General features: G+C 62.9%; 30 protein-coding genes. 11 read left to right on the top strand and 19 right to left on the bottom strand.

Annotation, left to right across the window (positions count from 1 at the left end; genetic code table 11):
• Entirely contained in the window at window positions 1-1,857 is a 1,857-nt protein-coding gene (locus R6254_RS20305) for an ABC transporter ATP-binding protein (protein WP_318409495.1), read from the top strand.
• Between the two features lie 13 nt (window positions 1,858-1,870).
• Here the strand turns inward: R6254_RS20305 and R6254_RS20300 are convergent, their stop codons facing one another.
• Window positions 1,871-3,442: an alkaline phosphatase D family protein gene (locus tag R6254_RS20300; protein WP_318409494.1), complete on the bottom strand. Its 1,572-nt coding sequence runs from the start codon at window positions 3,440-3,442 to the stop codon at window positions 1,871-1,873.
• Window positions 3,443-3,570: 128 nt separating this feature from the next.
• On the opposite strand from R6254_RS20300, the gene R6254_RS20295 reads away from it, so the two are divergent.
• Entirely contained in the window at window positions 3,571-3,900 is a 330-nt protein-coding gene (locus R6254_RS20295; protein ID WP_318409493.1) for a cupin domain-containing protein, read from the top strand.
• Window positions 3,901-3,983: 83 nt separating this feature from the next.
• Here R6254_RS20295 and R6254_RS20290 read toward each other — a convergent pair whose 3' ends face one another.
• Window positions 3,984-4,883: a LysR family transcriptional regulator gene (locus R6254_RS20290; RefSeq protein WP_318409492.1), complete on the bottom strand. Its 900-nt coding sequence runs from the start codon at window positions 4,881-4,883 to the stop codon at window positions 3,984-3,986.
• Window positions 4,884-5,019: 136 nt separating this feature from the next.
• Here R6254_RS20290 and R6254_RS20285 point away from each other — a divergent pair, with 136 nt between their 5' ends.
• From R6254_RS20285 to R6254_RS20275, 3 genes are read left to right on the top strand one after another with little or no spacing between them, the layout of a single operon-like run.
• Window positions 5,020-5,982 carry a hydroxymethylglutaryl-CoA lyase gene (locus R6254_RS20285; protein ID WP_318409491.1) on the top strand — a complete coding sequence of 321 codons (963 nt, stop codon included), beginning with the start codon at window positions 5,020-5,022 and terminating at the stop codon, window positions 5,980-5,982.
• On the top strand, window positions 5,979-7,124 hold the full coding sequence (locus R6254_RS20280; protein ID WP_318409490.1) for a CaiB/BaiF CoA transferase family protein: 1,146 nt from the start codon (window positions 5,979-5,981) through the stop codon (window positions 7,122-7,124). Before R6254_RS20285 ends, R6254_RS20280 begins: the two co-directional genes overlap by 4 nt.
• 40 nt (window positions 7,125-7,164) lie before the next feature.
• On the top strand, window positions 7,165-8,148 hold the full coding sequence (locus R6254_RS20275; RefSeq protein WP_318409489.1) for a Bug family tripartite tricarboxylate transporter substrate binding protein: 984 nt from the start codon (window positions 7,165-7,167) through the stop codon (window positions 8,146-8,148).
• Window positions 8,149-8,263: 115 nt separating this feature from the next.
• Here R6254_RS20275 and R6254_RS20270 read toward each other — a convergent pair whose 3' ends face one another.
• From R6254_RS20270 to R6254_RS20230, 9 genes are all read right to left on the bottom strand, one after another.
• Window positions 8,264-8,659, bottom strand: a complete 396-nt coding sequence (locus R6254_RS20270) for a response regulator (RefSeq protein ID WP_318409488.1) — start codon at window positions 8,657-8,659, stop codon at window positions 8,264-8,266.
• 64 nt (window positions 8,660-8,723) lie between these two features.
• Window positions 8,724-8,936, bottom strand: a complete 213-nt coding sequence (locus R6254_RS20265) for a hypothetical protein (RefSeq protein ID WP_318409487.1) — start codon at window positions 8,934-8,936, stop codon at window positions 8,724-8,726.
• Between the two features lie 145 nt (window positions 8,937-9,081).
• Window positions 9,082-9,285: a hypothetical protein gene (locus R6254_RS20260; protein ID WP_318409486.1), complete on the bottom strand. Its 204-nt coding sequence runs from the start codon at window positions 9,283-9,285 to the stop codon at window positions 9,082-9,084.
• 6 nt (window positions 9,286-9,291) lie between these two features.
• Window positions 9,292-9,456: a hypothetical protein gene (locus R6254_RS20255; RefSeq protein WP_318409485.1), complete on the bottom strand. Its 165-nt coding sequence runs from the start codon at window positions 9,454-9,456 to the stop codon at window positions 9,292-9,294.
• A 221-nt stretch (window positions 9,457-9,677) separates the two neighbouring features.
• Entirely contained in the window at window positions 9,678-10,163 is a 486-nt protein-coding gene (locus R6254_RS20250; RefSeq protein WP_318409484.1) for a hypothetical protein, read from the bottom strand.
• 139 nt (window positions 10,164-10,302) lie between these two features.
• Window positions 10,303-11,085 (bottom strand): DUF2726 domain-containing protein, encoded by a 783-nt coding sequence (locus R6254_RS20245; protein ID WP_318409513.1) that lies wholly within the window; start codon window positions 11,083-11,085, stop codon window positions 10,303-10,305.
• 253 nt (window positions 11,086-11,338) lie between these two features.
• Window positions 11,339-11,959: an FHA domain-containing protein gene (locus tag R6254_RS20240; RefSeq protein WP_318409483.1), complete on the bottom strand. Its 621-nt coding sequence runs from the start codon at window positions 11,957-11,959 to the stop codon at window positions 11,339-11,341.
• 130 nt (window positions 11,960-12,089) lie between these two features.
• A complete protein-coding gene (locus R6254_RS20235) occupies window positions 12,090-12,302 on the bottom strand; it encodes a DUF3820 family protein (protein WP_318409482.1) in 213 nt (70 codons plus the stop codon).
• 4 nt (window positions 12,303-12,306) lie between these two features.
• Window positions 12,307-12,666 (bottom strand): translation initiation factor Sui1, encoded by a 360-nt coding sequence (locus R6254_RS20230; RefSeq protein ID WP_318409481.1) that lies wholly within the window; start codon window positions 12,664-12,666, stop codon window positions 12,307-12,309.
• Between the two features lie 311 nt (window positions 12,667-12,977).
• Between R6254_RS20230 and R6254_RS20225 the strand changes: the two genes are divergently transcribed.
• Window positions 12,978-13,868 (top strand): dienelactone hydrolase family protein, encoded by an 891-nt coding sequence (locus tag R6254_RS20225; protein ID WP_318409480.1) that lies wholly within the window; start codon window positions 12,978-12,980, stop codon window positions 13,866-13,868.
• Between the two features lie 209 nt (window positions 13,869-14,077).
• On the opposite strand, the gene R6254_RS20220 is transcribed toward R6254_RS20225, so the two are convergent.
• Entirely contained in the window at window positions 14,078-14,722 is a 645-nt protein-coding gene (locus R6254_RS20220; RefSeq protein WP_318409479.1) for a glutathione S-transferase, read from the bottom strand.
• A gap of 209 nt (window positions 14,723-14,931) precedes the next feature.
• On the opposite strand from R6254_RS20220, the gene R6254_RS20215 reads away from it, so the two are divergent.
• Window positions 14,932-15,855, top strand: coding sequence for a peptidoglycan-binding protein (locus tag R6254_RS20215; protein WP_318409478.1), 924 nt, complete (start codon window positions 14,932-14,934; stop codon window positions 15,853-15,855).
• Window positions 15,856-15,862: 7 nt separating this feature from the next.
• Here R6254_RS20215 and R6254_RS20210 read toward each other — a convergent pair whose 3' ends face one another.
• The 6 genes from R6254_RS20210 to R6254_RS20185 all read right to left on the bottom strand — a co-directional run bounded on the left by R6254_RS20210 (window position 15,863) and on the right by R6254_RS20185 (window position 22,889).
• Window positions 15,863-17,113, bottom strand: a complete 1,251-nt coding sequence (locus R6254_RS20210; protein ID WP_318409477.1) for a hypothetical protein — start codon at window positions 17,111-17,113, stop codon at window positions 15,863-15,865.
• A 448-nt stretch (window positions 17,114-17,561) separates the two neighbouring features.
• The gene (locus R6254_RS20205; RefSeq protein ID WP_412103202.1) at window positions 17,562-17,858 is read right to left on the bottom strand and encodes a hypothetical protein; all 297 of its coding nucleotides are present in this window, start codon (window positions 17,856-17,858) and stop codon (window positions 17,562-17,564) included.
• A 231-nt stretch (window positions 17,859-18,089) separates the two neighbouring features.
• A complete protein-coding gene (locus tag R6254_RS20200; protein WP_318409475.1) occupies window positions 18,090-18,347 on the bottom strand; it encodes a hypothetical protein in 258 nt (85 codons plus the stop codon).
• A gap of 72 nt (window positions 18,348-18,419) precedes the next feature.
• Window positions 18,420-19,640: an MFS transporter gene (locus R6254_RS20195; protein ID WP_318409474.1), complete on the bottom strand. Its 1,221-nt coding sequence runs from the start codon at window positions 19,638-19,640 to the stop codon at window positions 18,420-18,422.
• A gap of 135 nt (window positions 19,641-19,775) precedes the next feature.
• Complete coding sequence (locus tag R6254_RS20190) at window positions 19,776-22,175, bottom strand: penicillin-binding protein 1A (RefSeq protein WP_318409473.1); 2,400 nt, start codon at window positions 22,173-22,175, stop codon at window positions 19,776-19,778.
• A gap of 78 nt (window positions 22,176-22,253) precedes the next feature.
• Window positions 22,254-22,889 (bottom strand): DUF2889 domain-containing protein, encoded by a 636-nt coding sequence (locus tag R6254_RS20185; protein ID WP_318409472.1) that lies wholly within the window; start codon window positions 22,887-22,889, stop codon window positions 22,254-22,256.
• A gap of 175 nt (window positions 22,890-23,064) precedes the next feature.
• Here R6254_RS20185 and msrB point away from each other — a divergent pair, with 175 nt between their 5' ends.
• Together msrB and msrA are read left to right on the top strand one after the other, a co-directional pair.
• Window positions 23,065-23,550, top strand: a complete 486-nt coding sequence (gene msrB / locus R6254_RS20180) for a peptide-methionine (R)-S-oxide reductase MsrB (protein ID WP_318409471.1) — start codon at window positions 23,065-23,067, stop codon at window positions 23,548-23,550.
• Window positions 23,547-24,269 carry a peptide-methionine (S)-S-oxide reductase MsrA gene (gene msrA / locus R6254_RS20175; protein WP_318409470.1) on the top strand — a complete coding sequence of 241 codons (723 nt, stop codon included), beginning with the start codon at window positions 23,547-23,549 and terminating at the stop codon, window positions 24,267-24,269. The genes msrB and msrA overlap by 4 nt, the downstream gene beginning before the upstream one ends.
• 192 nt (window positions 24,270-24,461) lie before the next feature.
• Here msrA and R6254_RS20170 read toward each other — a convergent pair whose 3' ends face one another.
• On the bottom strand, window positions 24,462-24,902 hold the full coding sequence (locus tag R6254_RS20170) for a hypothetical protein (protein WP_318409469.1): 441 nt from the start codon (window positions 24,900-24,902) through the stop codon (window positions 24,462-24,464).
• Window positions 24,903-25,298: 396 nt separating this feature from the next.
• Here R6254_RS20170 and R6254_RS20165 point away from each other — a divergent pair, with 396 nt between their 5' ends.
• Window positions 25,299-26,090, top strand: coding sequence for a hydroxyacylglutathione hydrolase (locus R6254_RS20165; RefSeq protein ID WP_318409468.1), 792 nt, complete (start codon window positions 25,299-25,301; stop codon window positions 26,088-26,090).
• 5 nt (window positions 26,091-26,095) lie between these two features.
• On the top strand, window positions 26,096-26,788 hold the full coding sequence (locus R6254_RS20160; RefSeq protein ID WP_318409467.1) for an NUDIX hydrolase: 693 nt from the start codon (window positions 26,096-26,098) through the stop codon (window positions 26,786-26,788).
• Window positions 26,789-26,866: the final 78 nt, after the last annotated feature.

Here is a 26,866-nt window from a genome sequence, read left to right as displayed (position 1 = left end):
ATGTTTTTACTCAAGCGTTTCGAAAAGCTGCTGCATCCCTACCCCGATGCCGAGCCGACCTTGCCACCCAAAGGTTTTGTCGCCTTCATCTGGGCCGCGTCACAGGGCGCGCGTGGCTACCTCCTGTTGCTGGCCCTGCTGTCAGCGGCCATGGCGACTTTCGACGCGCTGCTGTTTGCGATGTTGGGCCGCATCGTGGACTGGTTGTCCAGCACGCCGCCGACGCAACTCTGGCAGGCGCACGGCCCCATGCTGAGCTTGCTGCTGGTGGTTGTGCTGGCCAGCATCCTGGTGGTCGCGCTGCAGACCATCGTCAAACACCAGACACTGGCGATCAACTTCCCCATGCGCCTGCGCTGGAATTTTCACCGGCTGATGCTGGGTCAGAGCTTGTCTTTTTACCAGGACGAGTTTGCCGGGCGCCTGACCACCAAGGTCATGCAGACCGCGCTGGCCGTGCGCGACACCTTATTTGTCATGGCCGACGTGTTGGTGACCATGGGTGCTTACGTGATCACCATGACGGTGCTGGCAGGCTCCTTCGACCTCAAGCTGGTGCTGCCCTTCCTGATCTGGCTGGTGTTGTACATGATGACGCTGGTTTATTTTGTGCCGCGGCTGGGCCACATCGGCAAGCAGCAGGCCGATGCGCGTTCACTGATGACGGGCCGCATCACCGACGCCTATACCAACATCACCACGGTCAAGCTGTTTTCACACACCCAGCGCGAAGCCGGTTTTGCACGCGCCGCCATGCTGGACTTCATGAAAACCGGCCACAGCCAGATGCGCCTGGTCAGTCTGTTCGAGATCGTCAACCACGCCCTCAGCATGGCGCTCATCATCGGCATGGCCGGCACCTCGCTGTGGTTGTGGTCACGCGGCGCGGTAGGCGCGGGGGCCGTGGCGGCTGCGACCGCGATGGCGCTGCGCCTGCAAGGCATGTCGCACTGGATCATGTGGGAGACCACCAGCCTGTTTGAAAGTGTGGGCACGGTGCAGGACGGCATCAATACCCTGACACGTGCGCGCAGCATTGTCGACAAGCCCGATGCCCGCGTGCTGGAAGTGCCACGCGGCGAGATCCGTTTTGAGCAGGCAAGTTTCAGCTACGGCAAAGACACGGCGCCGGTCATCAACAAGCTGAATCTCACCGTCAAACCCGGTGAAAAGATCGGCCTGATTGGCCGCTCTGGCGCCGGCAAATCCACGCTGGTCAACCTGCTGCTGCGCTTTCACGACCTGGACGCGGGCCGTATCCTGATCGATGGACAGGACATCAAAGAGGTGACCCAGGACAGCCTGCGCAGCCACATCGGCATGGTGACCCAGGACACCTCGCTGCTACACCGTTCGGTGCGCGACAACATCGCCTACAGCCGGCCCGGTGCGACCGAAGAGGACATTCACATCGCCGCACGCCGCGCCGAGGCCGATGGTTTTATCGCCCACCTGAGTGATCCGCATGGCCGCAAGGGTTACGACGCCCATGTGGGCGAACGCGGCGTCAAACTCTCGGGCGGGCAACGCCAGCGTATTGCGATCGCGCGTGTGATGCTCAAGGACGCACCCATCCTGCTGCTGGACGAAGCCACCAGCGCGCTCGATTCCGAAGTGGAAGTGGCGATCCAGAGCAGCCTCAACACCTTGATGCAAGGCAAGACGGTGATTGCCATTGCGCACCGCCTCTCGACCATCGCTGCCATGGACCGGCTGATCGTGCTGGACCAGGGCCGCATCGTGGAAGAAGGAGACCACCGCAGCCTGCTGGCCAACGGCGGTTTGTATGCGCGCTTGTGGGCGCACCAGAGCGGCGGCTTCCTGGCCGACAACGTCGAGGACGCCGAGCTGGTTTAGGCCTGTTTACGGTCTAAGCCTTCTCGATCACAGGCCGGCCAGCCTGCACCACAAAGGCCGCCAGCGTTTCAATGCCGCTGTCGGCCTGGGTCACGTCACTCACCACACGCAAGCTGGTGCTCAACTGACGCGGCGTGAACTCCACCACGCCGTAACCCTTGCGTTCCGAGTCCGCAAAAACGAAGTGTGGATTTTCGGCCAGGATCGCGGGAATTTTGGCGTTGCCGGCCGAACGCGAGGTGATGCTGGTGCCGCAAAACTCCACACCAATCGCAGCGCTGGCGGCATCCGCATAGTTGGCCTTGACATGGCCGACCCAGTTTTCATGCACATCGCCGCCCAGCAGCACCGGATTGGCGACCGTATGTTGGCGCAAGGCGCCGGTCAGGCGTGTACGCGCCGCCGCATAACCGTCCCAGCCATCGTTCCACAAGACCTGTCCCGGTCCCTTGTGAAAATCGCGTTGTCCAAACAAGGACTGCTGGCCCAACACGTTCCAGCCGCTTTCCCGGCTGGCGGCCTTGCCGAGTTCAGCGTCCAGCCACTGTTCCTGCGGCCGACCCAACATGCTGCGCGCCGGATCGTTCCATGACGGACAGTTCGCCGGGTTCAGCGTGCTGGAGCCTTTTTTGCCGTCACGGCTGCACACCTGCGTATCTTTGTACTGCCGGCCATCCAGCATGTAGAGCGAAGCCAGCCGCCCATAAGGCTGGCGCTGGTAGATACGCATCTCGGCGCCGCTGGCCAGCCCCGCCACGGCCCTCGTCAGCACCGACAAACGCACCGGCATGTGTTCATAAAACGCTTGGTAGGCAGCGGCGCGCCGCGCGGCAAAGTCCGGCACCGGCACACCACTGTTGCCTTCGCTCAGGCCCGCATAATCGTTTTGCACCTCGTGGTCGTCCCAGCTCACCAGCCACGGGCAGGCCGCGTGCATGGCCTGCAAATCGGCATCCCCCTTGTGTAAGGCATAACGCTGGCGGTAATCGTCCAGCGTTAACACCCAGCCGCCTGTAGGCGCACGCACGGCCTTGCTGGCGCCGGGGTATTCATAGATGTAGTCGCCCAGGAACATCACCAGGTCCAGGTTCTCCTCGCGCATGTGGCGGTAGGCGCTGAAATAACCGTGCTCCCAGCGCTGGCACGAGGCGTAAGCCAGGCGCAGCCTGGCCACCACCGCATCCGGCGCGGGAAAGGTGCGGGTGCGCCCAGTGGCACTCACGGCGTCCCCAGCGAGAAAGCGGTAAAAATACCAGCGATCCGCCTCCAGCCCCGGCACCTCCACGTGCACGGCATGTGCCAGTCCAGCCAGCGCCTGCGCCTGGCCGCGCTGCACCACGCGGGAAAAATGTTCATCGTGTGCCACTTCCCAGCGCACGGTGACCGGCGCCGGGTCGTCCTTGCGCATCAAGCGCGTCCACAAGACCACCGAGTCATGGGTCGGTGAACCGCTGGCCACACCCAGCGCAAACGGGTTGCTGCCCAGGCGCGGCTGGGACCAGGCGCTGCGTGGCAGCCACAAGGTCGCGGCGCTGGCGGTGGCGAGCTGGAGAAGGTGGCGGCGGCTGGAAAAAGATGGTGTCATGTGTGGCTTGTCCTCACGATGAGTGTCGCTGATCATGGCGACAAATCGATGCGCCTCTGCCGACAAACGTCTAGACAAGCCGGGCCAGGCTGGTTACTGTAGGAAAAATCACCCCACGGAGAAACATCATGGCCCTCGTTCACGCCCAGCCGCTCGATGTCATCAATCTGCGCCCCCTGGCCGGGCAGTTGCACGAAGTCAAAACCCACAGCCTGCTCAAGACCGACAAGCTGCAACTGATGCGCCTGGTGCTGGCCGCGGGACAAACCGTGCCCGAGCACCATGTGTCCGGCGAGATCACCATCCACTGTCTGGAGGGCGAGGTGCGGATCAACACGCCACGGCGTCAGCAGGCGCTGGCGGCTGGCGAACTCATGGCCTTGCCGGCCCACGAGCCCCATGCGCTGGAAGCCCACAGCGACGCCTCGCTGTTGGTGACCATCTTGCTGCATCCCTGAATGCCGCCGCGGGCTGAGTCGCTCTTCTTTTGATAGCTGACTACGCCCATCCCATATGGGTAAAAAAGCATTTTCATGCTTGACTAACGCGCTTGCGCCACCAGATGGTCGGTCAGCAGGCGGGCTGCCGGCGACAGGCTGGCGTAGGCACGAAAACAAATCGCAAAACGCCGTTTCGCCCACGCATCGGTCAGCGGAATCACCGTGAGCCCCAGCACCTGCGCATAAGGCTCGGCGACCTCGCGCGGCACCACGCAGATGGCCAGGTTGGCGCGCACCACACGCATGGCGGCATCAAAGGTGGAAACCACCGCGCGGTAAGCCAATGGCTTGCCGGCCATGGCCGCCGCGCGCTGCAACATGATCTGCACCGCGCTGGACGGCGGCAGGCCCACATGGTCATAGCCCAAGGTCTGCTCGAAGCGTAGTGTCTTGCGCGTCGCCAGCGCGTGGCCCGGATGGGTGACCACGGCCAGGTGGTCGCTGCGGTAGGGGCGCGAGGCCAGGTCTTCAAAATCAGCGACGTCCCAACACACCCCGACCGAGGCGCTGCCGTCTTTCAGGCCGCGCACCACCTCGGCGCTGACACGTTCTTCCATGTCCACCTGGATATCCCGGTGCGCCGGGTCCTGCAGAAACAGCGCCACGTCTTCCGGCAGCGACTCGGCAATCGACGAGGCCGAGGCCAGGATACGCACATGCCCCTTGATGCCCGAGGCATAAGCCGCCAGGTCGCGCTCGATGCGGCCCACGCTGGCGTGCATGGCTCGGGCATGCTCCAGCAGCGCCAGCCCCGCCGGCGTCGGCAACACGCCGCGCCGACCACGCACCAGCAAAGCCGCGCCCACGGTGTTTTCGAGCTGGGCCAGGCGCTTGCTGATGGCGGATGCCACGATGTGTTCCTGCTCGCCGGCACGGGCGATGTTACCGGTCTCGCAGACCGCGACAAACAGCCGCAGGGAAGTCAGGTCCAGGTCACGCACAAGCTACCTTTGGAGTTGGAAAATGGCTTGATTATGACATTCCAATCTGGAACGTTGATGCTGATGAAATTGATTTTGTGAATGTTTATGGAACTCCTAAACTTCAGCACATATGAGCACTTCCTGCACTGAACCCATGACCCCTCCCACCCCACGCCCCGGTATCGTCATCCGCGAGGTCGGCTTGCGCGACGGCCTGCAAAGCATCGCGCGCGTCTTGCCCACGGCACAAAAAATCGAATGGCTACAGCAGGCTTATGACTGCGGTCTGCGCGAAATCGAGGTTGGCTCCTTTGTGCCGGCCCGGCTGCTGCCGCAACTGGCGGACACGGCCGAACTCGTGGCTTTTGCCAAAACCCTGCCTGGCCTTTGGGTGTCGGTGCTGGTGCCCAATCTCCAGGGCGCACTCGCCGCCTTGGCCAGCGGTGCCGACCTGCTGCTGGTGCCGATGTCGGCCAGTGCCGCCCACAGCCGCGCCAATGTACGCAAGGAACCCGATGAAATGGTGAACGAGCTGGCACGCATTTGTGCGGCGCGTGATGCCAGTGGTTCACGCGCGCTGGTCGAAGGCGGCGTCGGCACGGCGTTTGGCTGCACCCTGCAGGGCCATGTCGCGCCGGCTGAAGTGTTGCGCCTGCTGCAGGCCGCACTGGATGCGGGCGCGGACCGGGTCAGCCTGGCCGACACCGTTGGTTATGCCGACCCAGCCGCGGTACATGCCTTGTTCACGCAGGTCCGCCAGATCGCCGGCGAACGCCTGTGGTGCGGGCACTTCCACGACACACGCGGGCTGGCGCTGGCCAATGTGTACGCCGCGCTACAGGCCGGCATCACCCGTTTTGACGCCTCGTTGGCCGGCATAGGTGGCTGCCCACATGCACCCGGCGCCAGCGGCAACGTGGCGACCGAAGACCTGGCTTACATGCTGGCCAGCATGGGCCTGCCCACCGGCATCAACCTCCCCCGCCTGCTGGCCTTGCGCGCGCGTGTCGCCGCCTGGCTGGACGGTGAAACCCTGCACGGCACCTTGTGGCGCGCCGGCCTTCCCACAACCCTGCTGGCCGCTGACGCGCCGGCTGAACTGACTGCTGCCGCATGACCCACACCCCTCCTCTCCCCCTGGCCGGCATCCGCGTGGTCGAGTTCACCCACATGGTCATGGGCCCGACCTGCGGCATGATCCTGGCCGACTTGGGCGCCGAGGTCATCAAGATCGAGCCGCCGGGCGGCGACCGCACGCGTAAATTGCCGGGCCTGGGCATAGGTTTTTTCCGCAGCTTCAACCGCAACAAAAAAAGCGTGGTGCTGGATGTCGATACGCCGGAAGGCCACGCCAGCGCACTGGCGCTGATAGGCGGTGCCGACATCATGATCGAGAACTTCCGTCCCGGCCGCATGGCGACCCTGGGCCTGGACCATGCAAGCCTGTCCCAGCAGTTTCCGCAGCTGATTTATGTCTCGCACAAAGGTTTTCTGCCCGGGCCTTACGAACACCGGACGGCGCTCGACGAGGTGGTGCAGATGATGGGCGGCCTGGCCTACATGACAGGCCCCGAAGGCCGGCCCTTACGCGCCGGAACCAGCGTGAACGACATCATGGGCGGCATGTTCGGTGCCATCGGCGTGTTGGCCGCCATCATCGAGCGGCGCGCCACCGGCAAAGGCCAGGAAATACAAAGCGCGCTGTTTGAAAACTGCGTGTTCCTCAATGCCCAGCACATGCAGCAATATTCAATGACCGGCGAGCCGCCGCCACCCATGCCGTCCCGCGTGTCGGCCTGGAGCGTGTACGACGTGTTCACCCTGGCCGAGGGCGAACAGTTGTTCATCGCCGCCGTCAGCGACAAACACTGGCTGAGCTTGTGCGGCATCCTGGACCAGCCGGCACTGGCCGCCGACGAAACCCTGCGCACCAACGCCCAGCGGGTCGCCCTGCGCCCAACCCTGCTGCGCACCTTGGGCGACATCCTGAAACAGCACCGGGCTGACGAATTGAGCGCCAAACTCGAAGCCGCCGGCCTGCCCTATGCCCCCATCATGCGGCCCGAGCAGTTGCTGGACGATACCCACCTGCGGGCCAGCGGCGGCATCACACCCATGCAAACCGAGGACGGCGGCAGCACCGACGTGGTGTTGTTGCCGCTGCTGATGGCTGGCCGCAGATTGGGTGTGCGCCAGCCGCTGGCCGGCATAGGCGAACATACCGGCGAAGTGCTGGAGGCACTGGCCGTGCAGGCCTGAGGCCACACAAGATCACTGACACATAAAAAAGGAGACATTCATGAACCCCATCCCTCTTCAGCGCCGGCAACTCGTCACGCTCGCCGCTTTCGCCAGCTTGGCGCTGGCGCTGCCCGGCGCCTACGCCCAGGCACCCGACAAAGCGCTCAAGATGATTTTGCCGATAGGCCCCGGCTCAGGCGTGGATGCCGCCGCCCGCGCCATGAGCAACGGCCTGAGCAAAGCGCTGGGCCAGCCTGTCGTGATCGAAAACCTGCCGGGCGCCGGTGGCATCACCGGCACGGCGCAACTCGTCAAGGCGCCCAAGGACGGTTCGACCATCGCGATTGTGTCCAACAACCACGTGGTCAACCCCAATGTCTACAAGTCCATCCCCTTCGACTCGATCAACGACATCACGCCCATCATGGTGGTCGGCGCCCTGCCTTTTGTGCTGGTCGCCCACCCGTCGCTGCCGGCCAAAAACATCAAGGAACTGGTGGCCCTGGCCAAGGCCAAACCGGGAACGCTGAACTACGCGTCCTCGGGCAACGGCACCATCATCCACCTGGCCGGTGAGATGCTGGTCAATGAAGCGCAGATCGACATCAAACATGTGCCTTACCGCGCCACCGGCCAGATGTTGACGGACATCATCGGTGGCCAGGTGCAGATGGGCTTTATCGCCATCAGCGTCGCCGCGCCACACATCAAGTCGGGCGCCTTGCGTGCGCTGGGTGTGTCCACACCGGTCCGTTCGCCGCTGCTGCCCGACGTGCCCACCATCGCCGAGCAGGGGCTGCCCCACTATGCGCTGGACGGCTGGTTTGGCGTGATTGGTCCGGCCGGCCTGCCGGTGTCCGAGGTCAACCGCCTCAACGCCGGGTTCAAAGCCGCGCTGGCCACGCCCGAGGTGCGCGACGCGCTGCTCGCCCAAGGTTACCTGCTGCACGGCAGTTCCCCCGACGTGGCGGCGCAATACTTTCGCAGCGAGGTGGCGCGCATGGGCGCGCTGGTGAAAAAGGCCGGCGTCAAGCTGGACTGAGCCCCATCGGCGGCTGCCGCCTCGCCTCAGTCGCTCTTTTTTTGATAGCTGCTTGCACCCGCCCTTCCTGGGCTAGAGGCCTATTCTCTTCTGAATATCAGAAAAACCGACTGACTCAAGCTTCCGGCAAGGGCATGTCCCTGGCGATTTCGGTGAGGCAGTAGGCAAAAAACTCATCGAGTTCGCGGGATTTGTCGAACACCGCATCGGCACCCAGCGCCAGACTGCGCCGGCGAATGTCGGGCGTCGCGTCATTGGTCAGCACCACCACTTTTTGGTAGGGCTCGCGCTGGCGGCAACCGGCCAACACGCCCAGGCCGCTGCCCTCCTCGAGAAACATGTCGACCACGGCCAGTTGCCAATGGCCATCGTGCAAGGTCAACCAGCGTGTCGCTTCCGCCTCGGTGGCCGCATGGCCGATCACTTTCACCAACGCGATTTCTTCCAGCGTCTCGATCAGGGTGTCCAGAATTTTCTGGTTGCCTTCGACGAGATAGGTGATGAGTGCCACGAGCTGTCCAATCTTTGACGGGAAGCATTCACCAACCCGGGCAGCTTGCAGGCCGCGCCCGGACTCAATTCAATAACAGCAACCACTGCGCCCGCTGTTGCTGGTGAGCAGCCTTCAGCCGCGCATGGGCTGCATCCAGCGCCTCAAAGGCCGCGTCCAGGGCGGCCGGATTCGGCACCGGGGAATGCAGCAGCAAGTCGTAGGTAGCTCGCAAAAGATCGTAATCTGCCAGGGCCACCGTGGGCTGCATGTAAGACGTGATCACTTGTGCCTGCATGTCATCCCCCGATTGGCGCCATAGTCAGGCCCGCAAATAGCCTGTCCTCAAATGATTTTGGGCAGGCTGAATGCGCCGGGCCATAGGCCGGCACTACATCGGTCTGTGGGAAAGCACCTACCCCGAATCGTGGAGGCAAGGGCCGTCAGAGCGGCCGCAGATGGGTGGGCGCATCGTGGTCGCCCATGGCTCGCTTGAAACGAATGTGGGCTTCGTCCATGGCCACCATGGCGGCGTTCACGGCCTTGTCGTCGGGCGGGCTCATGCTCAGGAACTTCATGTAGTCGGCACGTGCCGCGTCATAGTCGGCCAGCGCTTTTTGGGCATCAAACAAATCAAGCGGGATCATGGCGGCTCACAGCGCGGGACGCGCCACACCCGGGTCTTCGGGATGCGCCAGGGGTGGCACCGGGCCCAGGTCGGGCTCGACCGGCAGTTCCGCCGGGCTGGGCATGGGTTTTCCGCCAGGCTGCAAGGGCGGCAGATCTTCCGGCTGGCTGGGACGTGTGGTGAGGGTCATCACTAAACCTTTAAAACATCGGCTTCAAAAACGTCGCCAGCAGCAGGCCCAGACACGGATTCGGTTTCATGGCAGGCGCCGGAAGTTGCAAACGATGAGGGATCATGGCTTGTCCGTCCGCGGCTCCACCATAGGCAGAGCGGCCAAGATGCTGTCGGCGCCGTCTGACACCTCAGGCGCAATCGCAACTGCGGCCGCACCATGAGACGCCGGTGCCAGATTTATTTCGCCGGGACCGGCATCACCAGCACGGGCGCGCTGGTCTGGGGGGCTATACGCACGGAGGTCGCGCCTGGCGGCAGCACCACCGTCTCGACCTCGCGGATCACGCCACCGCCGGCCACGCTGCCGCTGCTGTTGCCGTAACCTATGACACGCGCTTCACAGGCCGTGCGGTCTTCGCCGGACAGCGCTTCACAGCGCAGGCGCGCATTTGCCTCAAACTGCGCGCCGCTGTTGTCGAGTTTGCCCGCGCGTTTTGACGCAGCGGCGTTGTTGACTTCCCGCAGACAGGTGGCCTGGTCCTGCTGGGTCCGACCCTCCAGACAGGCGGCGCGTTCCTTGCGGGCGTCGCCGGAAGTATCGATGCCGGTGGTGCCGGTGGCCGTGATCGGCACCTGCGCCATGGCCACGGTGGCCGCCAGCAACAGGGACAGTCCCAGACCGGTCAGCGGTCCGCGCAGGTGAAAATTTTTCAAGGTCATCATGCTCAAGCTCCCAAGCTTTGAAGGAAGCTTCAGTCTAGAAAGACCAGGGCCGCTGACCTGAGGGATTTCATCGCCACGGCCTGCCGCCGCTGACCCGAGCCTCTGTAGGACAGGGCTTTCGCGCGTCCCCTGGCGGGCGTCAGGACAGCCGCGCGGGCTGGCTCTCGCCGGGCATGGTGAAAGAATCTTCCCACTGCACGGCCAAACGGTCTTTTTTTCCCTGCGCCGTGAAAGCCCCGGAGCCCTCCGGCTTGCTACCCAGCTTGCGGCTTTTTTTCTGCGGATCGGGATCGGCCTGCTGGTCCTTGATCTCCTGCAGGGCCGCATCCTTGGCGGCGCGGACTTTTTCCTTGGTGAACTCGTCCAGCGCCGCATGAAAACTGCTGTTACCGCCGCGGGTTTCCTGGGCTTCCGACTCCATGATGGGGACCTCGCCCAGAAAAGCCGCACGCATTGCACTGCGCGAAGGCAGGCTGCTGGTGCGCACCGTGGTGTAACCGATGCCGCATTCCAGCAACAGGCTTTCCTTCAGGTCGCGCTGAGCCTTGGTCAGGCCGTGTTTGCCCGGCAGGTCCACACAACCCACCACCTTGCCGTTCAGGCTGCTCACGGCAAAAGTGCAATAAACACCATTCAACAAGTCATGCCAAGGCTGGTCCTTTTTCTGCGGCCGGCTTTTGGTGCTGGGCATGGTGAAACGTGTGACCGGCACCTTGACCATCACCACATGGTCGGGAAAAACCTGGCGCAGCCATTTCCACACTTCCTGCTCGTCGCTGGTGACCAGACCCCTGGCGTTCAGCAACCAGCGCGCCGGCAGACGCAGCTTGCGGCTCGCATGGCGACGCACCCAGGCCCCATGCAGCAGCACGCTCAGGGCGACGCCCATAACGACGCCAAGCGCCAACATCAACCATGTCATCGGACTCACGCTACTTCTCCTTGTGCCAGGGCCAGACGGTTTGGCCTGCCGCAGCATAAATCACAAATACCGCAACAGCCCCAAAACGGCCTGCGGGTGCGTTACCAAAAGATACCGGGAGATACGGCTTGTCGAACAGTTGTGCGTGTGAAGCGCAATCCACGCATTTTCTAGCGCATTTAACCAGTGCTTACAAAAAAGTCGGTGCGCCCATCACGCCGTTTTAGCGCCGGAAGCGCTCACGCGCCTGGTGCTAGGCCAGCAAAAACTGCATGCTGGTTCCGGCCAGTTCCAGCACATCGTTGTGGGCCAAAGGCACGGCTTCGGCACTGACAGGCTTGCCGTTGAGTGTGGGCCGGATATCGCCCGTCATGTGGCCCACGTAATAACCATCACGCCGGTGTGAAACCGCCACCACGCTCACCGCGGGTTTGCCGAAGGTGGTGACGGCTTTGACCACCGGCACCTCCAGCCCGGCCGAGGAGCCCGACAAAACCTTGAAGCTGGCATGCAACACGCCGGCTGCAACACGAGGTGTCTCCAGCTTCATCCCGTCGGTGGCGTGGTAACTGCTGTCTTCCGAGGCGGAGAGGTACTGAATGCGGAAATTCCCTATCGCCAGCATGTCGTGGTCATGCAGCTGTTGCCGGTACTTGATCATCTTGCCGTTGACGTAAGTGCCGTTGGTGCTGACCAGGTCTTCAACATACACATCCGCCAGGCCCCGCAGCTCAAACACGCAGTGTTCGCCGCTGACCACCGGGTTGTTGAACACGATGTCGTTGTACGGCCGCCGGCCCAAGGTGGTCCGGTCCTTGCGAAGGAAGACATGTTTGACTTCGACCCCCTCGACCGATGCAATAAGTTGCGGCATAAGTCCTCCGGACAGTGGCAATGTTCAGGGCCGGCTGGCGCGCCTATCGCGCTGCGGCAGCCCATCCTAGCCCGCCGGTTCCTGCCGCAAGCCAAATTTCAGGCAACAGCCTGTAAGGAAGGACGATCGGTCAGCGTTTCCGCAAGGGCTCCAGCAGCGGCGCCAACCCGTTGTGGTCGATTTCCAGCATCAGCGCCAGCAGGCGGCCGGTCTCCCCTTTCGGAAAGCCTTCGCGCGCAAACCAGGCCAGGTAGTTGCCGGGCAGATCGGCCATCAGCGTTCCCTTGTGTTTGCCAAAAGGCATCTCGCGCGTCACCAACAGCTGCAGGTCTTCAGGTTTCATCGGCTTAACCGCCGGCCCGCTTGACGGTCCAGCCCTGCTTTTGCAGAAAATCCATCACCAGCGCGGCATGGTCACCCTGCACCTCGATCACGCCGTCTTTCACCGTGCCGCCGGAGCCGCAAGCGGTTTTAAGCTGTTTGCCCAGCTGGACCAGCGCCGGCTCCGGCAAGGGCAGCCCCTTGATGACGGTCACACTTTTGCCGCCCCGGCCCTTGGTTTCGCGCGAGACCCGCACGATGCCGTCGGACGCCGGCGCCGCTTTGGCCTGGCGGCAGACACAGGCGGTCAGCGCCCGGCGGCAGGTGGGACACATCCGGCCGGCATCGGTGGAGTACACCAGGCCGCCCGTGGCCTTATTTTTCATCATTGGCTGGCCGCTTCCTTGACATCCCGCATGAATCTCTTTCCCATGTTTGGCAGTGAGGGGCTGAGATGCCCCGGCGCCAAATCATATAACGCCCGGCGCGCGCCGCCTGCCGCACCGCGCAAACCTGGTATTTAACTTTTCTTAAGAAAAAAAGGGCTCCAGCCCAATCCACACTGGCGCAAGTAGCTCCTGTTTTTATAGCGAAAGGCGCAGCACTGGCAAACATCCAGGCATTTTTCCATCCGTCGCCCGGCTTTGCCAAGGCGGGCCAGCGCCTGTATGCTGCATTTTTTTAAAAGGAGCCTCCCATGCCACGTCAAACGGCCCAGGACTTTGACCAGGAACTGCTGATTTTGTTTGACGCCTATGTGCATGGCAGCCTGGACAGGCGCGGTTTTCTGGAGCGTGCCCAGAAGTTTGCCGTCGGTGGCATGACGGCCGGCATGTTGCTCACAGCCCTCAGTCCCAACTTCGCTGCAGCGCAGCAAGTGCCTAAGGACGACCCGCGCCTCAAGACCGAGATGCTGGAGTTCGCCTCGCCCAAGGGTTACGGCAGCATGAAAGGCTACCTGGCCAAACCGGCCCATGCCACCGGCAAGCTGCCCGGCGTGCTGGTGATTCATGAAAACCGCGGCCTGAACCCGCACATCGAGGACATCGCACGGCGGCTGGCGCTGGACAACTTCATCGCTTTCGCGCCCGACGCCCTGACGCCACTGGGCGGCTACCCCGGCAACGAAGACAAGGCACGCGAGTTGTTCCCCAAGCTCGACCAGTCCAAAACCTTTGAAGACTTTGTGGCCGCTGCCGGGCTGCTGAAAAGCCGCCCCGACTGCAGCGGCGAATACGGCGCGGTCGGGTTTTGTTATGGCGGCGGCATCTCGCAACTGCTCGCCACCCGACTCGGCGACCTGGGCGCCGCCGTGCCGTTTTACGGCAACCTGCCCAAGGCCGAAGACGCGGTCAAGGTCAAAGCCCCGCTGCTGATTCATTTTGCGGCGGTGGATGAACGTATCAACGCCGCCTGGCCCACCTACGAAGCCGCGCTCAAGGCCGCCTCGGCGCGTTTTACGGCCTACCAGTACCCTGGCACACAACACGGCTTCAACAACGACACCACGCCCCGTTATGACGCGGCCGCCGCCAAACTGGCCTGGCAACGCACCGTGGATTTTTTCAACCAGAATCTGCGGGGCTGAGGCGCTCACAACGCGGCGCTAGCCGCGTTTAAGCCGCCAATACGGCTCCAGCCCTGATGGGACGGGCGCAAGCAGCTATGGTTTTGAGAGTCAGCAGAACACGATGGCCAGCAGCGCCGGGTCATCGGCCCAGTGCAGCAACAGATGCCCACCCACGCGGTAGGCCGTGACCACGGCCATCTCCATCAGTTGCGCCAAGGTCATGAAACTTATGCCTTGACCTGCGCCGCCTTGCGGTCAGCCACCACTTTTTGCGCGGCCGGCCGTTCGGAAACCAGCTTGATATAGGCCTTGTAGTCGATGCCGCCGGCCAGCAGCAGGTCTTCGCCAAACGCGGCCTTGCTGGCCATGCCCACCAGCGGCAGGCTGGCAAAGGCGGCGCAGTCGGCCTGGGTGAAGCTGTCGCCCGCCACATAGGGCGAAAACTTCGCCAGGCGTTTGAAAGCAGCGATGTTGCTTTCCAGCTGCTGGCGAATGCGGGCCAGGTTGCCTTCGCTGAGTGGTGCGGCACCGAAAAAAGTCGCGCCGTACAACTGGCGCGCCACGATCTCCAGGTGCCAGTCGATGAAAGTTGTCAACTCGCGCACCTTGGCCGCGGCAAAAGCATCGGCCGGGAGCAAGGCCGGTTGCGGCCAGGTGGCCTCGATGTAGTCCAGGATGGCCTGGCTTTCACACAGCCCGCCCTGCGCCGTACGGACAAAAGGAATCTTGCCCAGCGGCGAGGCGCTGAGGACAGCCTCGTCGCTGCTGTGTGTGGCCGCGTACTCCTCGGTGAAAGGCACGCCTTTTTCCAGCAGCGCGAGTTTGACCTTGTTGTAGTAATTGGAAATCGGGGAGCCGCAAAGGGTCAGCATGGGAATGTCTCCGTATAGTGATACCGCCAGTTTACGGGGAGGCGCCGGGGCGCCGTGCAACCGGCGTGACAGCGGCCCGCCCCGCCCGCACCTCCTCCAAACAGAGGATGACAAAGGCCGGCCCCGCCGCAACACTGGCCCCGCAACCGCCCGTGTTGGCCAGGCGCGGGCCGGTTCGCCGCAACAAGCAGCTGGCCGGGAGCACCCTCATGGCACGACCTTATTTCTCGCGCGGATGCAAGGGCATGATCGCCAAACGCATCCAGACCGATCTACAGCGCCAGGGCTTCGTCGCCGGCGACCCCCTCAAGTTTGTCGATGGCGACTTCGGCGGCAACACCCGGACCGCCTTGCAGGCTTTGCAAACCACACGCGCCCTGCCCGTCACCGGCGCCGTCGATGGCGCGACCTGGCAGCAACTCACCCCCGACCCCTTGCCCAGCCTGTTCGAGCGCTGTCTGCAGGTCACCGCCGCCTTTGAAGGCCACGGCTTCGGCCTGGCCCAAGGCAACTTCGACGGTGCCGGCATCACCTGGGACGTGATCGGTTTCACGCAGTCCAACCGCGAGATCCAGGCCATCCTCACGGCCGCAGAACAGCAATCGCCCGGCACCCTGGTCCGTGTCATGGGCCCGCTGGCCGCGCAATGGCAAGTCATCACCGCCCAGCCGCTGGCCCAGCAAATCGCCTGGGCCGATGCCATGAGCTCCGGGCCCGGCAAACAAAACCTGCCCGCGCCCTGGGTACAAGCCTTTGCACGGCTGGGCGACGAAGCCGCCATCAAACGCATCCAGATGCAGCGCGCCTATGACCGCTACTTCGTGCCCTGCGCCACCTCAGCGGCCACGCTGAAGCTGCACAGCGAGCTGGGGGTGTTGCTGGCGTTTGATGTGCATGTGCAAAACGGCGGCTTCAAGCCAGACGCATTGGCACTCGCCGCCGCCCTGCCCGCCGGCACGCCGGAAGGTGTGCGTCGCGCACAACTCGCCGAAGCGGTCGCCAACAGCGCCCGGCCGCAATACCGCGCCGATGTGTTGAGCCGGAAGAAGACGATGGCGATGGGGCAAGGCGTGGTGCATGGTGGGGCTTACACGCTGGCGGCCTGGGGGTTGGGGGAAGAGGCTGCGGCTTGATGCGGGTTCAGCCCTTGCCCGTGGTCATCGTCACGGACTCGATCTCGGATCCATTTGTGAATAGTGTCTGTGCAAGTGCACTTGCCTGCGCTTTGGTTTTCTCATCAGCGCCAGGTAGCTTCACACCATCCTCACCGTCCGCAAACATTGCCCCACCCAGGTCATCGTCGTAGCTGCTCCCGTCTTCGTGGATCGCATGATAGTTGTCCCGCGTTAGGTCTATTCCATGGAGCTGGGCCAGATAAAACCAGGTCCAGGACTTGAGAGAGTCATTCCGGTGTGCGTTTTGGATAAGCTCTCTCATGGCCCCGATGTGGCCCTGTTCTGCAGCCAGGGTTGTCCATGCTGGGACCCATTCGTAGCGGCCAACGCGGTCCGCAATGTCCGCAATCCACATGGGAGCGGCTTGCACAATGGGATTCTTCAGGTCAAAGAAACGATCGTCCCCATACCGGTCAGCCAGAAAGAGCAAGGCGTCATGTTGCCCCAGGGCGGCAGCGTTTTGCAGATGTTCTTTGGCGGAGGCTTGGCGCCAAACACGCGCTGCATCTGCATCTTCACGTTGCTGCTTACGGTCGGCATATCCATTGGCCCACTCTTTCTCCACACCCGTCAGCGCTTCACCTTTTTGTTGGCGCTCGTACCAGTACAGACCAGACCGTGAGTCAGGTACCCCATCCCACGCGTCTTCCTCGTCTTCGTAGAGATCACCATCTACCAAAAGGGCCATTGCTAGGTGCGCACGTCCATCGCCACGTTCGGCCGCAGTCCGTAAACCCTCAACAACCCATGGGCTTTTAAGTTCCAAGCATTCGTTGAGCTTATGGTCATATCTTGCGCGAACATCTTCGTCGTCATCCCATGCATCATCGTCTTCATCGTCAGCGCCATCCTCGTCTACAGAAAGTTCTGCAAATCCGAACAAGAGCCTGTTCAGAATGTCTTCCAGTGGAACGACGCCCAGGTGATGGGTTTGGAGTTCGGAACACACAATTTCCGCGAGCGGCGCAGTTTGGTCGGAGGGATAGCCAAGGGCTGTCGCCCGTGATTCAGCGTTGGCTGCATCGACCTGCGCATAGCGCTTTCTCAGGGGCTCAGATGGCAAGGGGCACAGCAGTCCGCGGGTCACCAGCGCTGCGTAGGAGTTTTCCCCCAAGGCTGCCGCGAGGAGTTCGTAGATGTGGGTGCGCTTGAAACGAAGCCCGGTCGCCGTTTCCAGTCGAGCTTGGGTTTGGTGTGCAAACATTTTGGCGTTCATGATCAACCTTTCTTTAGCGAGCATGTGAAGCCGGGCGTACGCACACGTTTAATTCCCGACGACATGCTCTGAATAGAGGTCGAACTGAGGCAAAACGAAAGAATGGGATAGATCGCCTGTTTTTGCTCGTGTGCAAGCAGGGTGGGCACCTAGGCGAAATTATAGGCAGCGTCCTGTACTTTGCAAAGGGATTTTCTGAAACAACGCTACGGCTTTGCAGCCCTGTGTCTGCAATATCAATGCTGCGGAGCCATCCTCGGCAGGAACTCCATCCTCGTTCTCTTGACCATTTCCTGGTAGCTGATCGGGCGACAGACCGTTTCCTATTCACGGTTTACGTTACGGAAGACCCGCGTACGAACATCGCGCAAGGTTTTTTTGAATTGGCGCTCAACCTTGAGCTTCGCCCCTCCACACGATCCAGCCATCAAACAATACGACGACGAAGCTAAGCCTGCCAAACCCCATAGCCCAACTCGCGCAGCGCAATCCCCAACTCGACTTCCATATCCCGAGCGCCTTCATACGGCATCGGGTTGTACATGGTGTACAGCCCGGGCAGCAGGCGTATGCCGTACTTGAGCACGTACACATTGGACTGGATGCCGGCCTTGTGTTTGTCAAAACGCACATCGGGGTCCAGCCCCGTCATGCCCACATACACAAAGGGTTTGCCCAACTGGTAGTCGGGGTTGGCGCGGCGAAAGCGCCCTATGTTCCAGACCTCGTCCGAGAGTTCGATCACATAGACGTGGTATCGGTGGCTGCGCGGCGTGCGAGGGACGCGTGGAGCGCGTGGCTTGGCGGCGGCTTTTTTTGCCGCAACCGGTGGGCTTTTTTTAGCGGTCTTGCGTGACGCGGTGGCCATGGGGGTGACTGAGGGGGAAACGATGCGAGGCTTCGATCGCTACCAAATTTATAGCTGCTTGCGCCCGACCCAGCTGGGCTGGAGGCCAATTTTTCTCGTAACTTTCATTCAATCCGGCACAAACCTGGCCTTGAAGCGCACATCGTCCTCGGGCAACTCCAGCGAGACCACTTGCCCCATCTTGCCGTCGCTGAGTCGGCAGGCGGCAAACAGGCTGTATTTGCCCTTGAAGCTGTAGCTCTCCAGGTCGATCAGCATGTAGGGGTAAGGCACAAACACCTGGCGCGGGAAAAGCATCCGGTGCCGGTTGCGCGGCGACGGGAAAAGTTTGTAGTCGGCGGTGGTGATGCCCTGAGCTGTGGCCATGGTGTGTCGATTACGCAGTACGTTGAAGGGCTAAGCCTTCGATTGAATCACGGATTGGCGGTGAAAGCCGGCTCACACCGGCTGCATCCACTCATCGCGCCGGCGCAGCGCGCGTGCAAACAGGGTCCCCAGGGCCACCAGCACGCCGCCGCCCAACGCGATCACGGCGCCGGAGCCGACCAGCGCACTCAGACTGGCGGCGAGCAACACACCGACCGACTGGCCCAGGAACAGCCAGGCGGAAAACAGCGACACCCCTGTGCCGCGCGCGGTGGGCGCCATTTGGGTGGCATTGGCTTGCAAGGTGTTGTGAAACATGAAAAATCCAAAACCCGCCAGCAAACTCACCGGCAAGGCCAGCTCCCACCAGGGCGTCAGGCCTAACACCATCGCCGCCAGCCCGGCCAGGCCGCCGCCAAAACTAGCCAGGCCGCGTTCACCGAGCCGGCGGATCAAACGGCGCGCCACCGTCATGTACAACATGCCACCCAGACCGAACAGCGCAACAATCGCACCGGACGCCGTGAGCGACAGGCCCAGTTTTCCGTGCAAATGCGAGGCCCAGATCGCCAGCGCGCCGAAACCCGCCGCACCTTCGACAAACGCCACCAGCAGCACGATACGTGACCAGCGGCCGGTGAGAATGCCCAGCGCCTGCGCCACAAAACCCGTGCGCACCTCCGGCTCGTCGCGGGGAGCCACCACGGGCGCGGCCTGCTGGCGACGCCAGTCGGCATACAGCAGGCAAGCCACCACGCCAAACAGCAGCGTCAAGAACACAAAAGCCCAGCGCCAGCCCAGGGCATCGGTCACAAAACCACCCACCAGCTGGCCGCTCACCAGGCCCATGGTGGTGCCCAGGCCGACGCGGGCCAGGGTCTCCTGGCGCAGCTCGTAGGCGACGGTATCACCCACCCAGGCCATCGCCAGCGGAATCACGGCCGCCGCCCCCAGCGCCACCAGCACACGGGCCCAGACCAGCAACTCAAGGCTGCCCGCAAACACCGACACGAAGCAACCCACACAACACACCAGCGTGCCACAGGTCACGATGCCGAACTTGCTCAGCCGGTCGCCCAGCGGGCCGTACACCAGTTGCGCCAGACCATAGGCCACGGCAAACACCGACACCACTTGCGCCGCCTGCGCCAGGCTCACGGAAAAAGCGCGGGACAGCTCGGGCAACATGGCATCACACACCCGCTGTACCGCCATGCTAGAGAAGGTCGCAAACGAGAGCAGAAGAATCGAGCGACGCGTGGCCGCGGAAAGAGTGGCAGTGCCGGTGGTCATGGGAAGTGGGGGTTGGGGCAAATCGAAGACGAAGACGCCGCCAGCCAGTCTTTCCGGGCAGAAATGCCCAGCCTGCTGCGCGCGCCGGTCGATTGTAGGCAAGGCCGCTGCAGGCCGTCTGCGGCGGCTTGATTTTTACCGGTTGGCGTTATCGGGCAGGGTGGACTCCCGCAAGATCGGGATGCCGCCGCTGCTGCGCTCCGGCGCCTGCACGACTTGCGGCGGTGCAGGCGGAAGCACGATGCCGGGCGCCAGCACCGGCGAAGGCGCGATCGGTTGAGGCACTACCGGCGGCAAGCCCCCGTCCGCCGGCATGACGGGCATGGGCTGCGTGCTCGACTCGGGCGGCAACACCACACCGGGCTCGGCATTTTTCCCGGCCGGCACCGTGCCCGAGGGGAACAAGGCATTGAACCAGTCGTTGACCCGGCTCATCGGGTCCGGCGCACTGGCATCTTGCGGCACGGCAAAACGCACACGCTGGTCCAGCACCCGCGTGCGCAGCGATTGCGCAAAAAAGTCACCGACGATAGGCAACGCGCTGTGCGCGCCCTGCCCCCAATAATCGCTGAGCGTCACGCGGTTGTCGTTGAAACCGACCCAGGCGCCCGCCACCAGTTGCGGGTGCATCAGGATGAACCAGCCGTCGGTGTTGTCCTGCGTCGTGCCGGTCTTGCCGGCCACATCGGCCTGGATACCGTAACGGCTGCGAATACCCACACCTGTGCCCTGGTCGATCACGCCGCGCATCACGTCCACCAGTATTTGCGCGGTGGCCAGCGACATGGCCTGCTCGGGCGCCTTGGGATGAAAGGTTTCCAGCACCTTGCCGTGTCGGTCTTCCACACGCATGACAACGATGGGCTCGATGTAGTTGCCATTGTTGGCGATGGTGCTGTAGCTGGACACCATTTCTTTCAGGGTCACCGGGCTGGTGCCCAGCGCGAGTGAAGGCACTTGCTCCAGCTTGCTTTGCCGCACACCCGCAGCCTGGGCCAGGCTGGCCACCTTGGCCGGGCCCACACTTTGCATGACCTGGGCGGTGATGGTGTTTTTGGAATACATCAGGCCTTCGCGCAGGGTCATGGGCTGCCCGCTGGGTGCGCCGCCGTCGCTGGGCCGCCAGACCGCGCCGCCGCCCAGCGGTATTTCCACCGCATCGTCCATGAAAGTGTCGGTGGGTCGTGCGCCCTGCTCAAAAGCCGCGCCATAGACAAAAGGCTTGAAGGTCGAGCCGGGCTGCCGGCGCGCCTGTTGCACATGGTCAAACGGGTCCTTGGCAAAGTCGCGGCTGCCGACCCAGGCCTTCACATAACCATTGCTCGGGTCCATCGCCAAAAAGCCGGCTTGCAAGCGGGTCTTGTCCTGGCGCAGCGCCTGCATGAAGGTGTTGTCGGCCAGCAGTTGTTTGACGGCTTGCTCGTCGTTCAGGTCGGCCTCGCGCGCGGCCTTGTACTCGGGGGTTTCGCGCACCAGGGCACGCACCAGGTCTTTTTTGGCGGCCCAGGCACGCGGTCCCCATTCGTTGTTGGCCACGCCCTGCAGCCGGTCGGCCTGGCGCGCCACGGCCTCGTTGGCCAGCTTCTGCAGGCGCGAGTCGATGGTGGTGCGCACCACCAGCCCGTCGGCGTAAATGTTGTAGTCGTGGCGGTCGGCCCAGTCGATCAGCCAGCGGCGCAAATACTGGGTTAAATGCGGTGCGGCGCCCAGGGGCTCGGTCTGCCGCTCGAAATCAATCTTCAGCGGCTTTTTCTTCAGCGCCTCCAGCTTTCGGGCGTCCAGCTTTTCGTGTTTGACCATCTGGCCCAGCACGGTGTTGCGGCGCTGCTTGGCACGGTCGGGGTTTATCACCGGGTTGTAATAACTCGTGCCCTTGAGCATGCCGATCAGCGTGGCGCTTTCCAGCACATCCAGCGAATCGGCCGACTTGTCGAAATAAGTACGGGCCGCCATTTCAATGCCGTAGGCGTTGTACAAAAACGGCACCGTGTTCAGGTAGGTTTCCAGGATTTCCGGCTTGCTGTAGACCGCTTCAATCTTCAACGCCGTGATGGCTTCCTTGATCTTGCGCGTCAGGCTGCGCGCACGGCCCACTTCTTCGGGGTAGAGGTTGCGCGCCAGTTGCTGCGTGATGGTCGAGCCACCCTGGGTGTCGCCGCCAAAAGTGTGCAAGACGGCCGAGGCCGTGCGTTTGAAATCAATGCCGTGGTGTTCGTAAAAGCGGTGGTCTTCGGTCGAGATCAGTGCATTCACCACGTTCGGCGAAATATCGGCCAGCTTGACCCAGTCACGGTTGGCGCGTTTGAACAAGGCCAGTTCCTTGCCATCGGCCGACAAAACCGAGGCCGGCTGCTGCGACTTGGCTTTCTGGATGTCCTTGATGCTGGGTGTGAAAGGAATCAGGATCAACGTGTACAGCAGCAGCAAGACGGGAATGGCCGCCAGCGACAAAGCCACGCCGCGCCGCGTCGGGTGACGCAGGCGCTCCATGATTTCAGTAACAAAAGGTTGGGCGCGGATAAGGATATTTTTCATCAAACGCCAGTGTAGAACGGAGCGCATGCGGGGCCTGTAGGACGGCGGCGGCAAGCCACTGGCCTGCCCGCGCCACGCCTAGCTGGTCGAACTGGTGCCGCCTTCAGCGTCGGAAACCGCCGGCTTGGCCAAGTCCTTCTGCCGCTTCAAAGGCTGCCAGCCCACAAATTTGGGGTGTTTGCGCGCCACCAGCGGGCCGTCAAAATCCCAGGCAATACATTTGCCCAGGTGGTAAGGCGGCCCGGCATTGTCAGACTCGGGGATGCCCGCCTGCCGGCGCAAATGGTCGCGGTAAACGGGAATGGTCTGGTAGGCCGCCGTCGCCATGTTGAACAACAACTCGCGCAGGTGGGTGCAACCGCGTGTGCCGCCTAACGCGCGTTCAATGGCCTGGCGCCAGCCCGGGCCCATGGTGGCGCCCACCATTTGCTGCATCGGGTCCGTGCCCTGCTGGCATTCGGAAAATGGCGTGTGGTCACTCGAACTGACAATCTCGTGAATCGTCATGTTGTCGTCCACCGTCGCGCGTATCGCCATGCCGTGGATCGGTGTGCCCGGCGGCATGGCGCCGCGGTCGCTGCGCTCCAGCGCATAGGTCTTGGTGTCGGTCATCTCGGCCTCGAGGTCCCACAGGCCGTCTTCGCGCCTGTAACCGCGGTAGACAACGGCGCGTGTGTGCAAGTGGGTTCGGGCTTGGGGAACAGGCAGGGGCATGGGGAACTCTGTAAGACGGAAAACCATGATTTTCCCAGAATCCCCAGACCCGCGTCGCCAGACCGCCCCCAAACCCGTCTGGCACCGATTAGCCCTGCTGGCGTCCTCACCGTCAGCAACGCCTTGCAACACCGGCCAGCACCCGCGCCACAATGGTTTGAGCAAAGGAAACACCATGATGAACCGAAGAAACATCCTGCAAAACCTGGGTGCTTTGTCGGCCGCGCTGGCCGGTGGCCTGCTGGCAAGCGGGCCTGCGCAGGCCGCACGCCCCTACGAGGTGAGCCACACCGAAGCCGAATGGCAAAAACTGCTGCGGCCCGACCAATACCGCGTCTTGCGCAAGGCCGGCACGGAAACCCCGTACACCAGCCCCTTGAACAAGGAAAAACGCGCCGGCGTTTTTTCCTGCGCGGGCTGTGCCCTGCCCTTGTTCTCATCGGCCACCAAGTTCGAAAGCGGCACCGGCTGGCCCAGCTTCTGGCAGCCGCTGGACAAAGCCGTGGTGGAAGAAAGCGACACCACCCTGTTCATGAAACGCACCGAAGTGTTGTGCCGCCGCTGCGGCGGGCACCTGGGCCACGTGTTTGACGACGGTCCCAAACCCACGGGGTTGCGTTATTGCATGAACGGCTTGGCGATGAACTTCAAGGCGACATGATGATTGGCAAACTTCTGTCGATCACAGGCGCAGTCGCCTTATCTGCATGGGTTTTGCTCGGCGGCAGCGCGGCAGCAGAAAAAGCCGTCAAGCTGCCCGCAGCGGCGCTCGACACGCCCGCAGCCGCTTCAGCCACAACAGCTTCCCTCGAGACTGCCGTGTTTGCCGGCGGCTGCTTCTGGGGCGTGCAGGCGGTCTTTCAGCACACGCAGGGCGTGGTAAACGCGGTGTCGGGTTACGCCGGCGGCAGCAAAGCCACCGCCAGCTACAACCTGATCGGCTCGGGCCGCACCGGGCACGCCGAATCAGTGCAGGTCACCTATGACCCGAAGCAGGTCTCCTATGGCAAGCTGCTGCAGATTTACTTTTCAGTGGCGCACGACCCGACACAACTCAACCGCCAGGGCCCGGACTCTGGCACGCAGTACCGCTCTGCCATTTTTTACCAGGACGCCCACCAGAAGCAGGTGGCCGAGCGCTATATCACGCAGTTGGACGCGGCCCGAGTTTTCCCCGCCAAGATCGTGACCCAGCTCACACCACTGGCCCCACCGCTCGCCTTCTACCCCGCCGAGGCCTACCACCAGGACTACGCCACGCTGAACCCGCGCCAGCCCTACATCGCGCGGTTTGACCTGCCGAAAATCGAGAACCTTAAAACCATGATGCCGGAGTTGTACCGCGACAAGCCGGTGCTGGTGTCGCAAGCTGGCAAGTAGGGCCATCATTGGGTGGGGCGACCAGGCTCGGCAAAACTTGCGTTTCACCTGAATTCTTAATGAAAACGGGATCTAACCCATATGGAACGGGCGCGCGCAGCTATATATTGCATAGCACCCAGAGCGCAAAGCCAGCTCGGCTGTCATTGCGGGCCTGACCCTCAATCCATGCCACACACACTCGCGCCGGTACTAAGGCAGCGTGCCATCCGCCACGCGCTGGTAGCGCACCTCGCGTTTTCGAACATGGTCGACGCCTATGAACGCGTTGCGCGACTCGAACCTGATCTCGAAGGCTGTGTACGGAAAGGCAGGCGCAGAGGGTTTGCGGCCATCGATGCTGGTGTAACGCCGCTTGAGGTTGGTGCCGTCAAAGTGCCATTCACCCAAGTGGCTGTGCTCGGCCATGAGCGCGTCGTGGTCGGTGGCTTTGGACATTTCGCTGAAGGAACCGTCCGGCGCCAGCACCAGCACACGGCGCACCCGGGTTCCGTTTTCTTCATAGTCCCGCAACCACGTTCCCGTGAGTTGCACCTGGATCGCCTCCGCCCGCGAATCATCGGGCGGCCGGTCACAGGCCGCCAGCGTGCCGGCCAGCATCAGCCCCGCAAAAAGCCTGAGCATCGTGTGCATGTCTGCCATTGTGGCTTCCACATCCATTTCATGTGCGGAAGCGAAGGATTGGCTGGTCACGCCCCCCTTGAACATCGACGACCTGATGGGCCTGCCCACACCAGGCGAGGCCAACGGGCAAGCCGCCGCCCCGGACGCAGGCCGACTGAACTGTGGTTTCCGTCAATTTTTTATGAAATCTGGCTGCACCCCGGGTGAAACGGATGTAAGCAGCTATCATTTCTATAGCTATCAGAGGACGCTATGGCCAAAGCGTCACCGATGCCTGCATGGGCTGGGATGCCACAGTGCAGGGACTGGAGATGCTGGCGGCGGCCACATCCTCAGCAGGCCATCGATTGCAGGCGTGCGGCCTAAAATGACCCGCGCACCCTTAGCAAGCCCTTGGAGCCCGCGATGATCGTCGAACGCATCTGGACCGGTAACGCCTACCGCAATTTCAATTACCTGATCGCCTGCCCCGAAACCGGCGAAGCGCTGGCGATTGATCCGCTCGATCATGAAAAGACGCTGGCGACCGCCAAGGTCAAGGGCTGGCAGATCACCCAGGTTCTCAACACCCACGAGCACCACGACCACACCGGCGGCAACGCGGCCGTGATTGCGGCCACCGGCGCCAGGCTGATCGCCCACCACAAGGCCGGCGGACGCATTGCGGGCGTGGACCGGGGCGTGAAGGCCGGCGATGTGATCAAGGTCGGCAAGACCGTCGAGCTGGAATGCCTGGACACGCCCGGCCACACGATGTGCCACATCTGCCTGCGCTCGCACACCGACCAGCCGGCGCTGTTTTCGGGCGACACGCTGTTCAATGCGGGCGCCGGCAATGTCCACAACGGCGGCGACGTCAACGCGCTGTATGCGACCTTCGTGGAGCAACTGGCCCGGCTGCCCGACCACACCCGGGTCTACCCCGGCCACGACTACATCGAGAACAACCTGCGGTTCACCTTGGACCGCGAGCCCGACAACGCCGCCGCGAAAGCGCTGTTGCCCACGGTGGCCGAGCATGACCCTGCGAAGTCGGCCGTCACCACGCTTGCGCAGGAAAAGGAAATCAATACCTTCTTGCGCCTGAGCAGCCCCAGCGTGATCGCCAGTCTGCGCGAAAGCTTTCCAGACCTGCCGGACGAGCCCGATGCCAGGACGGTGTTCACCAAGCTGCGGGAACTGCGCAATAAATGGTGACAAACGTGGTGACAGGCACAGCCCGCATCATGCAGCGCGACCAGCAGCTCAGAACGCTCATCCAGGAGAAGCTGCACGCCTTCACCGTACAGACGGCTTCACCCGAACAACACAGCGACCAGCAACAGGCGGCGGTGGCCGTGGTCATTACCGACGAAGGCCATGGCGCCGAACTGCCGGGTTTCCCGCAGCATGCGGCGTGGAGCACGCAGGCGGCCCTGCTGCTGACGCGGCGCTCCGTCCAGCTGCGCAAGCATGCGGGGCAGTGGGCGCTGCCCGGAGGGCGCATTGATGCCGGCGAAACAGCGGAGCACGCCGCCCTGCGCGAGCTGGCCGAAGAGGTGCACCTGGAACTCGATGCCAGCGCCATCCTGGGCCGGCTCGATGATTTCGTCACCCGCTCGGGTTTTGTCATCACCCCGGTTGTCGTCTGGGCGGGGGCAGCGCAGCACATCCGGCCCAATCCGGCCGAAGTGGCCAGCATTCACCGCATCCCTGTCGCCGAGTTCCTGCGCGCAGACGCCCCCATGCTGGCGCACGAAGGACACGGCGCACACCCCGTGCTGCGCATGCCCGTCGGCGACCACTGGATTGCGGCGCCGACGGCGGCCATCCTCTACCAGTTTCGCGAGGTCTGCATAGCGGGCCGGACCACCCGCGTGGCGCATTTCGAGCAGCCGGCGTTCGCCTGGAAATGAGCGCCCGATCTACTGCACTGCCTTGATAGCGTCATCGAGGCCGACCATGAGTACGACCACTTCGCCCATGAAGTAAAC

Origin of the sequence: Polaromonas potterensis (genome assembly GCF_033446725.1) — a bacterium.
Taxonomy (GTDB): domain Bacteria; phylum Pseudomonadota; class Gammaproteobacteria; order Burkholderiales; family Burkholderiaceae_C; genus Polaromonas.
The sequence above is the reverse complement of the archived record's forward strand: the minus strand, read 5'-3'. Positions and strand labels throughout refer to the sequence as shown.

Bases quoted from the DNA above. Each gene is read 5' to 3' on its own strand.
- R6254_RS20305 (WP_318409495.1), top strand. From the start codon at position 1: ATGTTTTTACTCAAGCGTTTCGAAAAGCTGCTGCATCCCTACCCCGAT.
- R6254_RS20300 (WP_318409494.1), bottom strand. From the start codon at position 3,442: ATGACACCATCTTTTTCCAGCCGCCGCCACCTTCTCCAGCTCGCCACC.
- R6254_RS20295 (WP_318409493.1), top strand. From the start codon at position 3,571: ATGGCCCTCGTTCACGCCCAGCCGCTCGATGTCATCAATCTGCGCCCC.
- R6254_RS20285 (WP_318409491.1), top strand. From the start codon at position 5,020: ATGACCCCTCCCACCCCACGCCCCGGTATCGTCATCCGCGAGGTCGGC.
- R6254_RS20280 (WP_318409490.1), top strand. From the start codon at position 5,979: ATGACCCACACCCCTCCTCTCCCCCTGGCCGGCATCCGCGTGGTCGAG.
- R6254_RS20275 (WP_318409489.1), top strand. From the start codon at position 7,165: ATGAACCCCATCCCTCTTCAGCGCCGGCAACTCGTCACGCTCGCCGCT.
- R6254_RS20265 (WP_318409487.1), bottom strand. From the start codon at position 8,936: ATGCAGGCACAAGTGATCACGTCTTACATGCAGCCCACGGTGGCCCTG.
- R6254_RS20260 (WP_318409486.1), bottom strand. From the start codon at position 9,285: ATGATCCCGCTTGATTTGTTTGATGCCCAAAAAGCGCTGGCCGACTAT.
- R6254_RS20255 (WP_318409485.1), bottom strand. From the start codon at position 9,456: ATGACCCTCACCACACGTCCCAGCCAGCCGGAAGATCTGCCGCCCTTG.
- R6254_RS20250 (WP_318409484.1), bottom strand. From the start codon at position 10,163: ATGATGACCTTGAAAAATTTTCACCTGCGCGGACCGCTGACCGGTCTG.
- R6254_RS20245 (WP_318409513.1), bottom strand. From the start codon at position 11,085: ATGACATGGTTGATGTTGGCGCTTGGCGTCGTTATGGGCGTCGCCCTG.
- R6254_RS20240 (WP_318409483.1), bottom strand. From the start codon at position 11,959: ATGCCGCAACTTATTGCATCGGTCGAGGGGGTCGAAGTCAAACATGTC.
- R6254_RS20235 (WP_318409482.1), bottom strand. From the start codon at position 12,302: ATGAAACCTGAAGACCTGCAGCTGTTGGTGACGCGCGAGATGCCTTTT.
- R6254_RS20230 (WP_318409481.1), bottom strand. From the start codon at position 12,666: ATGAAAAATAAGGCCACGGGCGGCCTGGTGTACTCCACCGATGCCGGC.
- R6254_RS20225 (WP_318409480.1), top strand. From the start codon at position 12,978: ATGCCACGTCAAACGGCCCAGGACTTTGACCAGGAACTGCTGATTTTG.
- R6254_RS20220 (WP_318409479.1), bottom strand. From the start codon at position 14,722: ATGCTGACCCTTTGCGGCTCCCCGATTTCCAATTACTACAACAAGGTC.
- R6254_RS20215 (WP_318409478.1), top strand. From the start codon at position 14,932: ATGGCACGACCTTATTTCTCGCGCGGATGCAAGGGCATGATCGCCAAA.
- R6254_RS20210 (WP_318409477.1), bottom strand. From the start codon at position 17,113: ATGAACGCCAAAATGTTTGCACACCAAACCCAAGCTCGACTGGAAACG.
- R6254_RS20200 (WP_318409475.1), bottom strand. From the start codon at position 18,347: ATGGCCACAGCTCAGGGCATCACCACCGCCGACTACAAACTTTTCCCG.
- R6254_RS20195 (WP_318409474.1), bottom strand. From the start codon at position 19,640: ATGACCACCGGCACTGCCACTCTTTCCGCGGCCACGCGTCGCTCGATT.
- R6254_RS20190 (WP_318409473.1), bottom strand. From the start codon at position 22,175: ATGAAAAATATCCTTATCCGCGCCCAACCTTTTGTTACTGAAATCATG.
- R6254_RS20185 (WP_318409472.1), bottom strand. From the start codon at position 22,889: ATGCCCCTGCCTGTTCCCCAAGCCCGAACCCACTTGCACACACGCGCC.
- msrB (WP_318409471.1), top strand. From the start codon at position 23,065: ATGATGAACCGAAGAAACATCCTGCAAAACCTGGGTGCTTTGTCGGCC.
- msrA (WP_318409470.1), top strand. From the start codon at position 23,547: ATGATGATTGGCAAACTTCTGTCGATCACAGGCGCAGTCGCCTTATCT.
- R6254_RS20170 (WP_318409469.1), bottom strand. From the start codon at position 24,902: ATGCACACGATGCTCAGGCTTTTTGCGGGGCTGATGCTGGCCGGCACG.
- R6254_RS20165 (WP_318409468.1), top strand. From the start codon at position 25,299: ATGATCGTCGAACGCATCTGGACCGGTAACGCCTACCGCAATTTCAAT.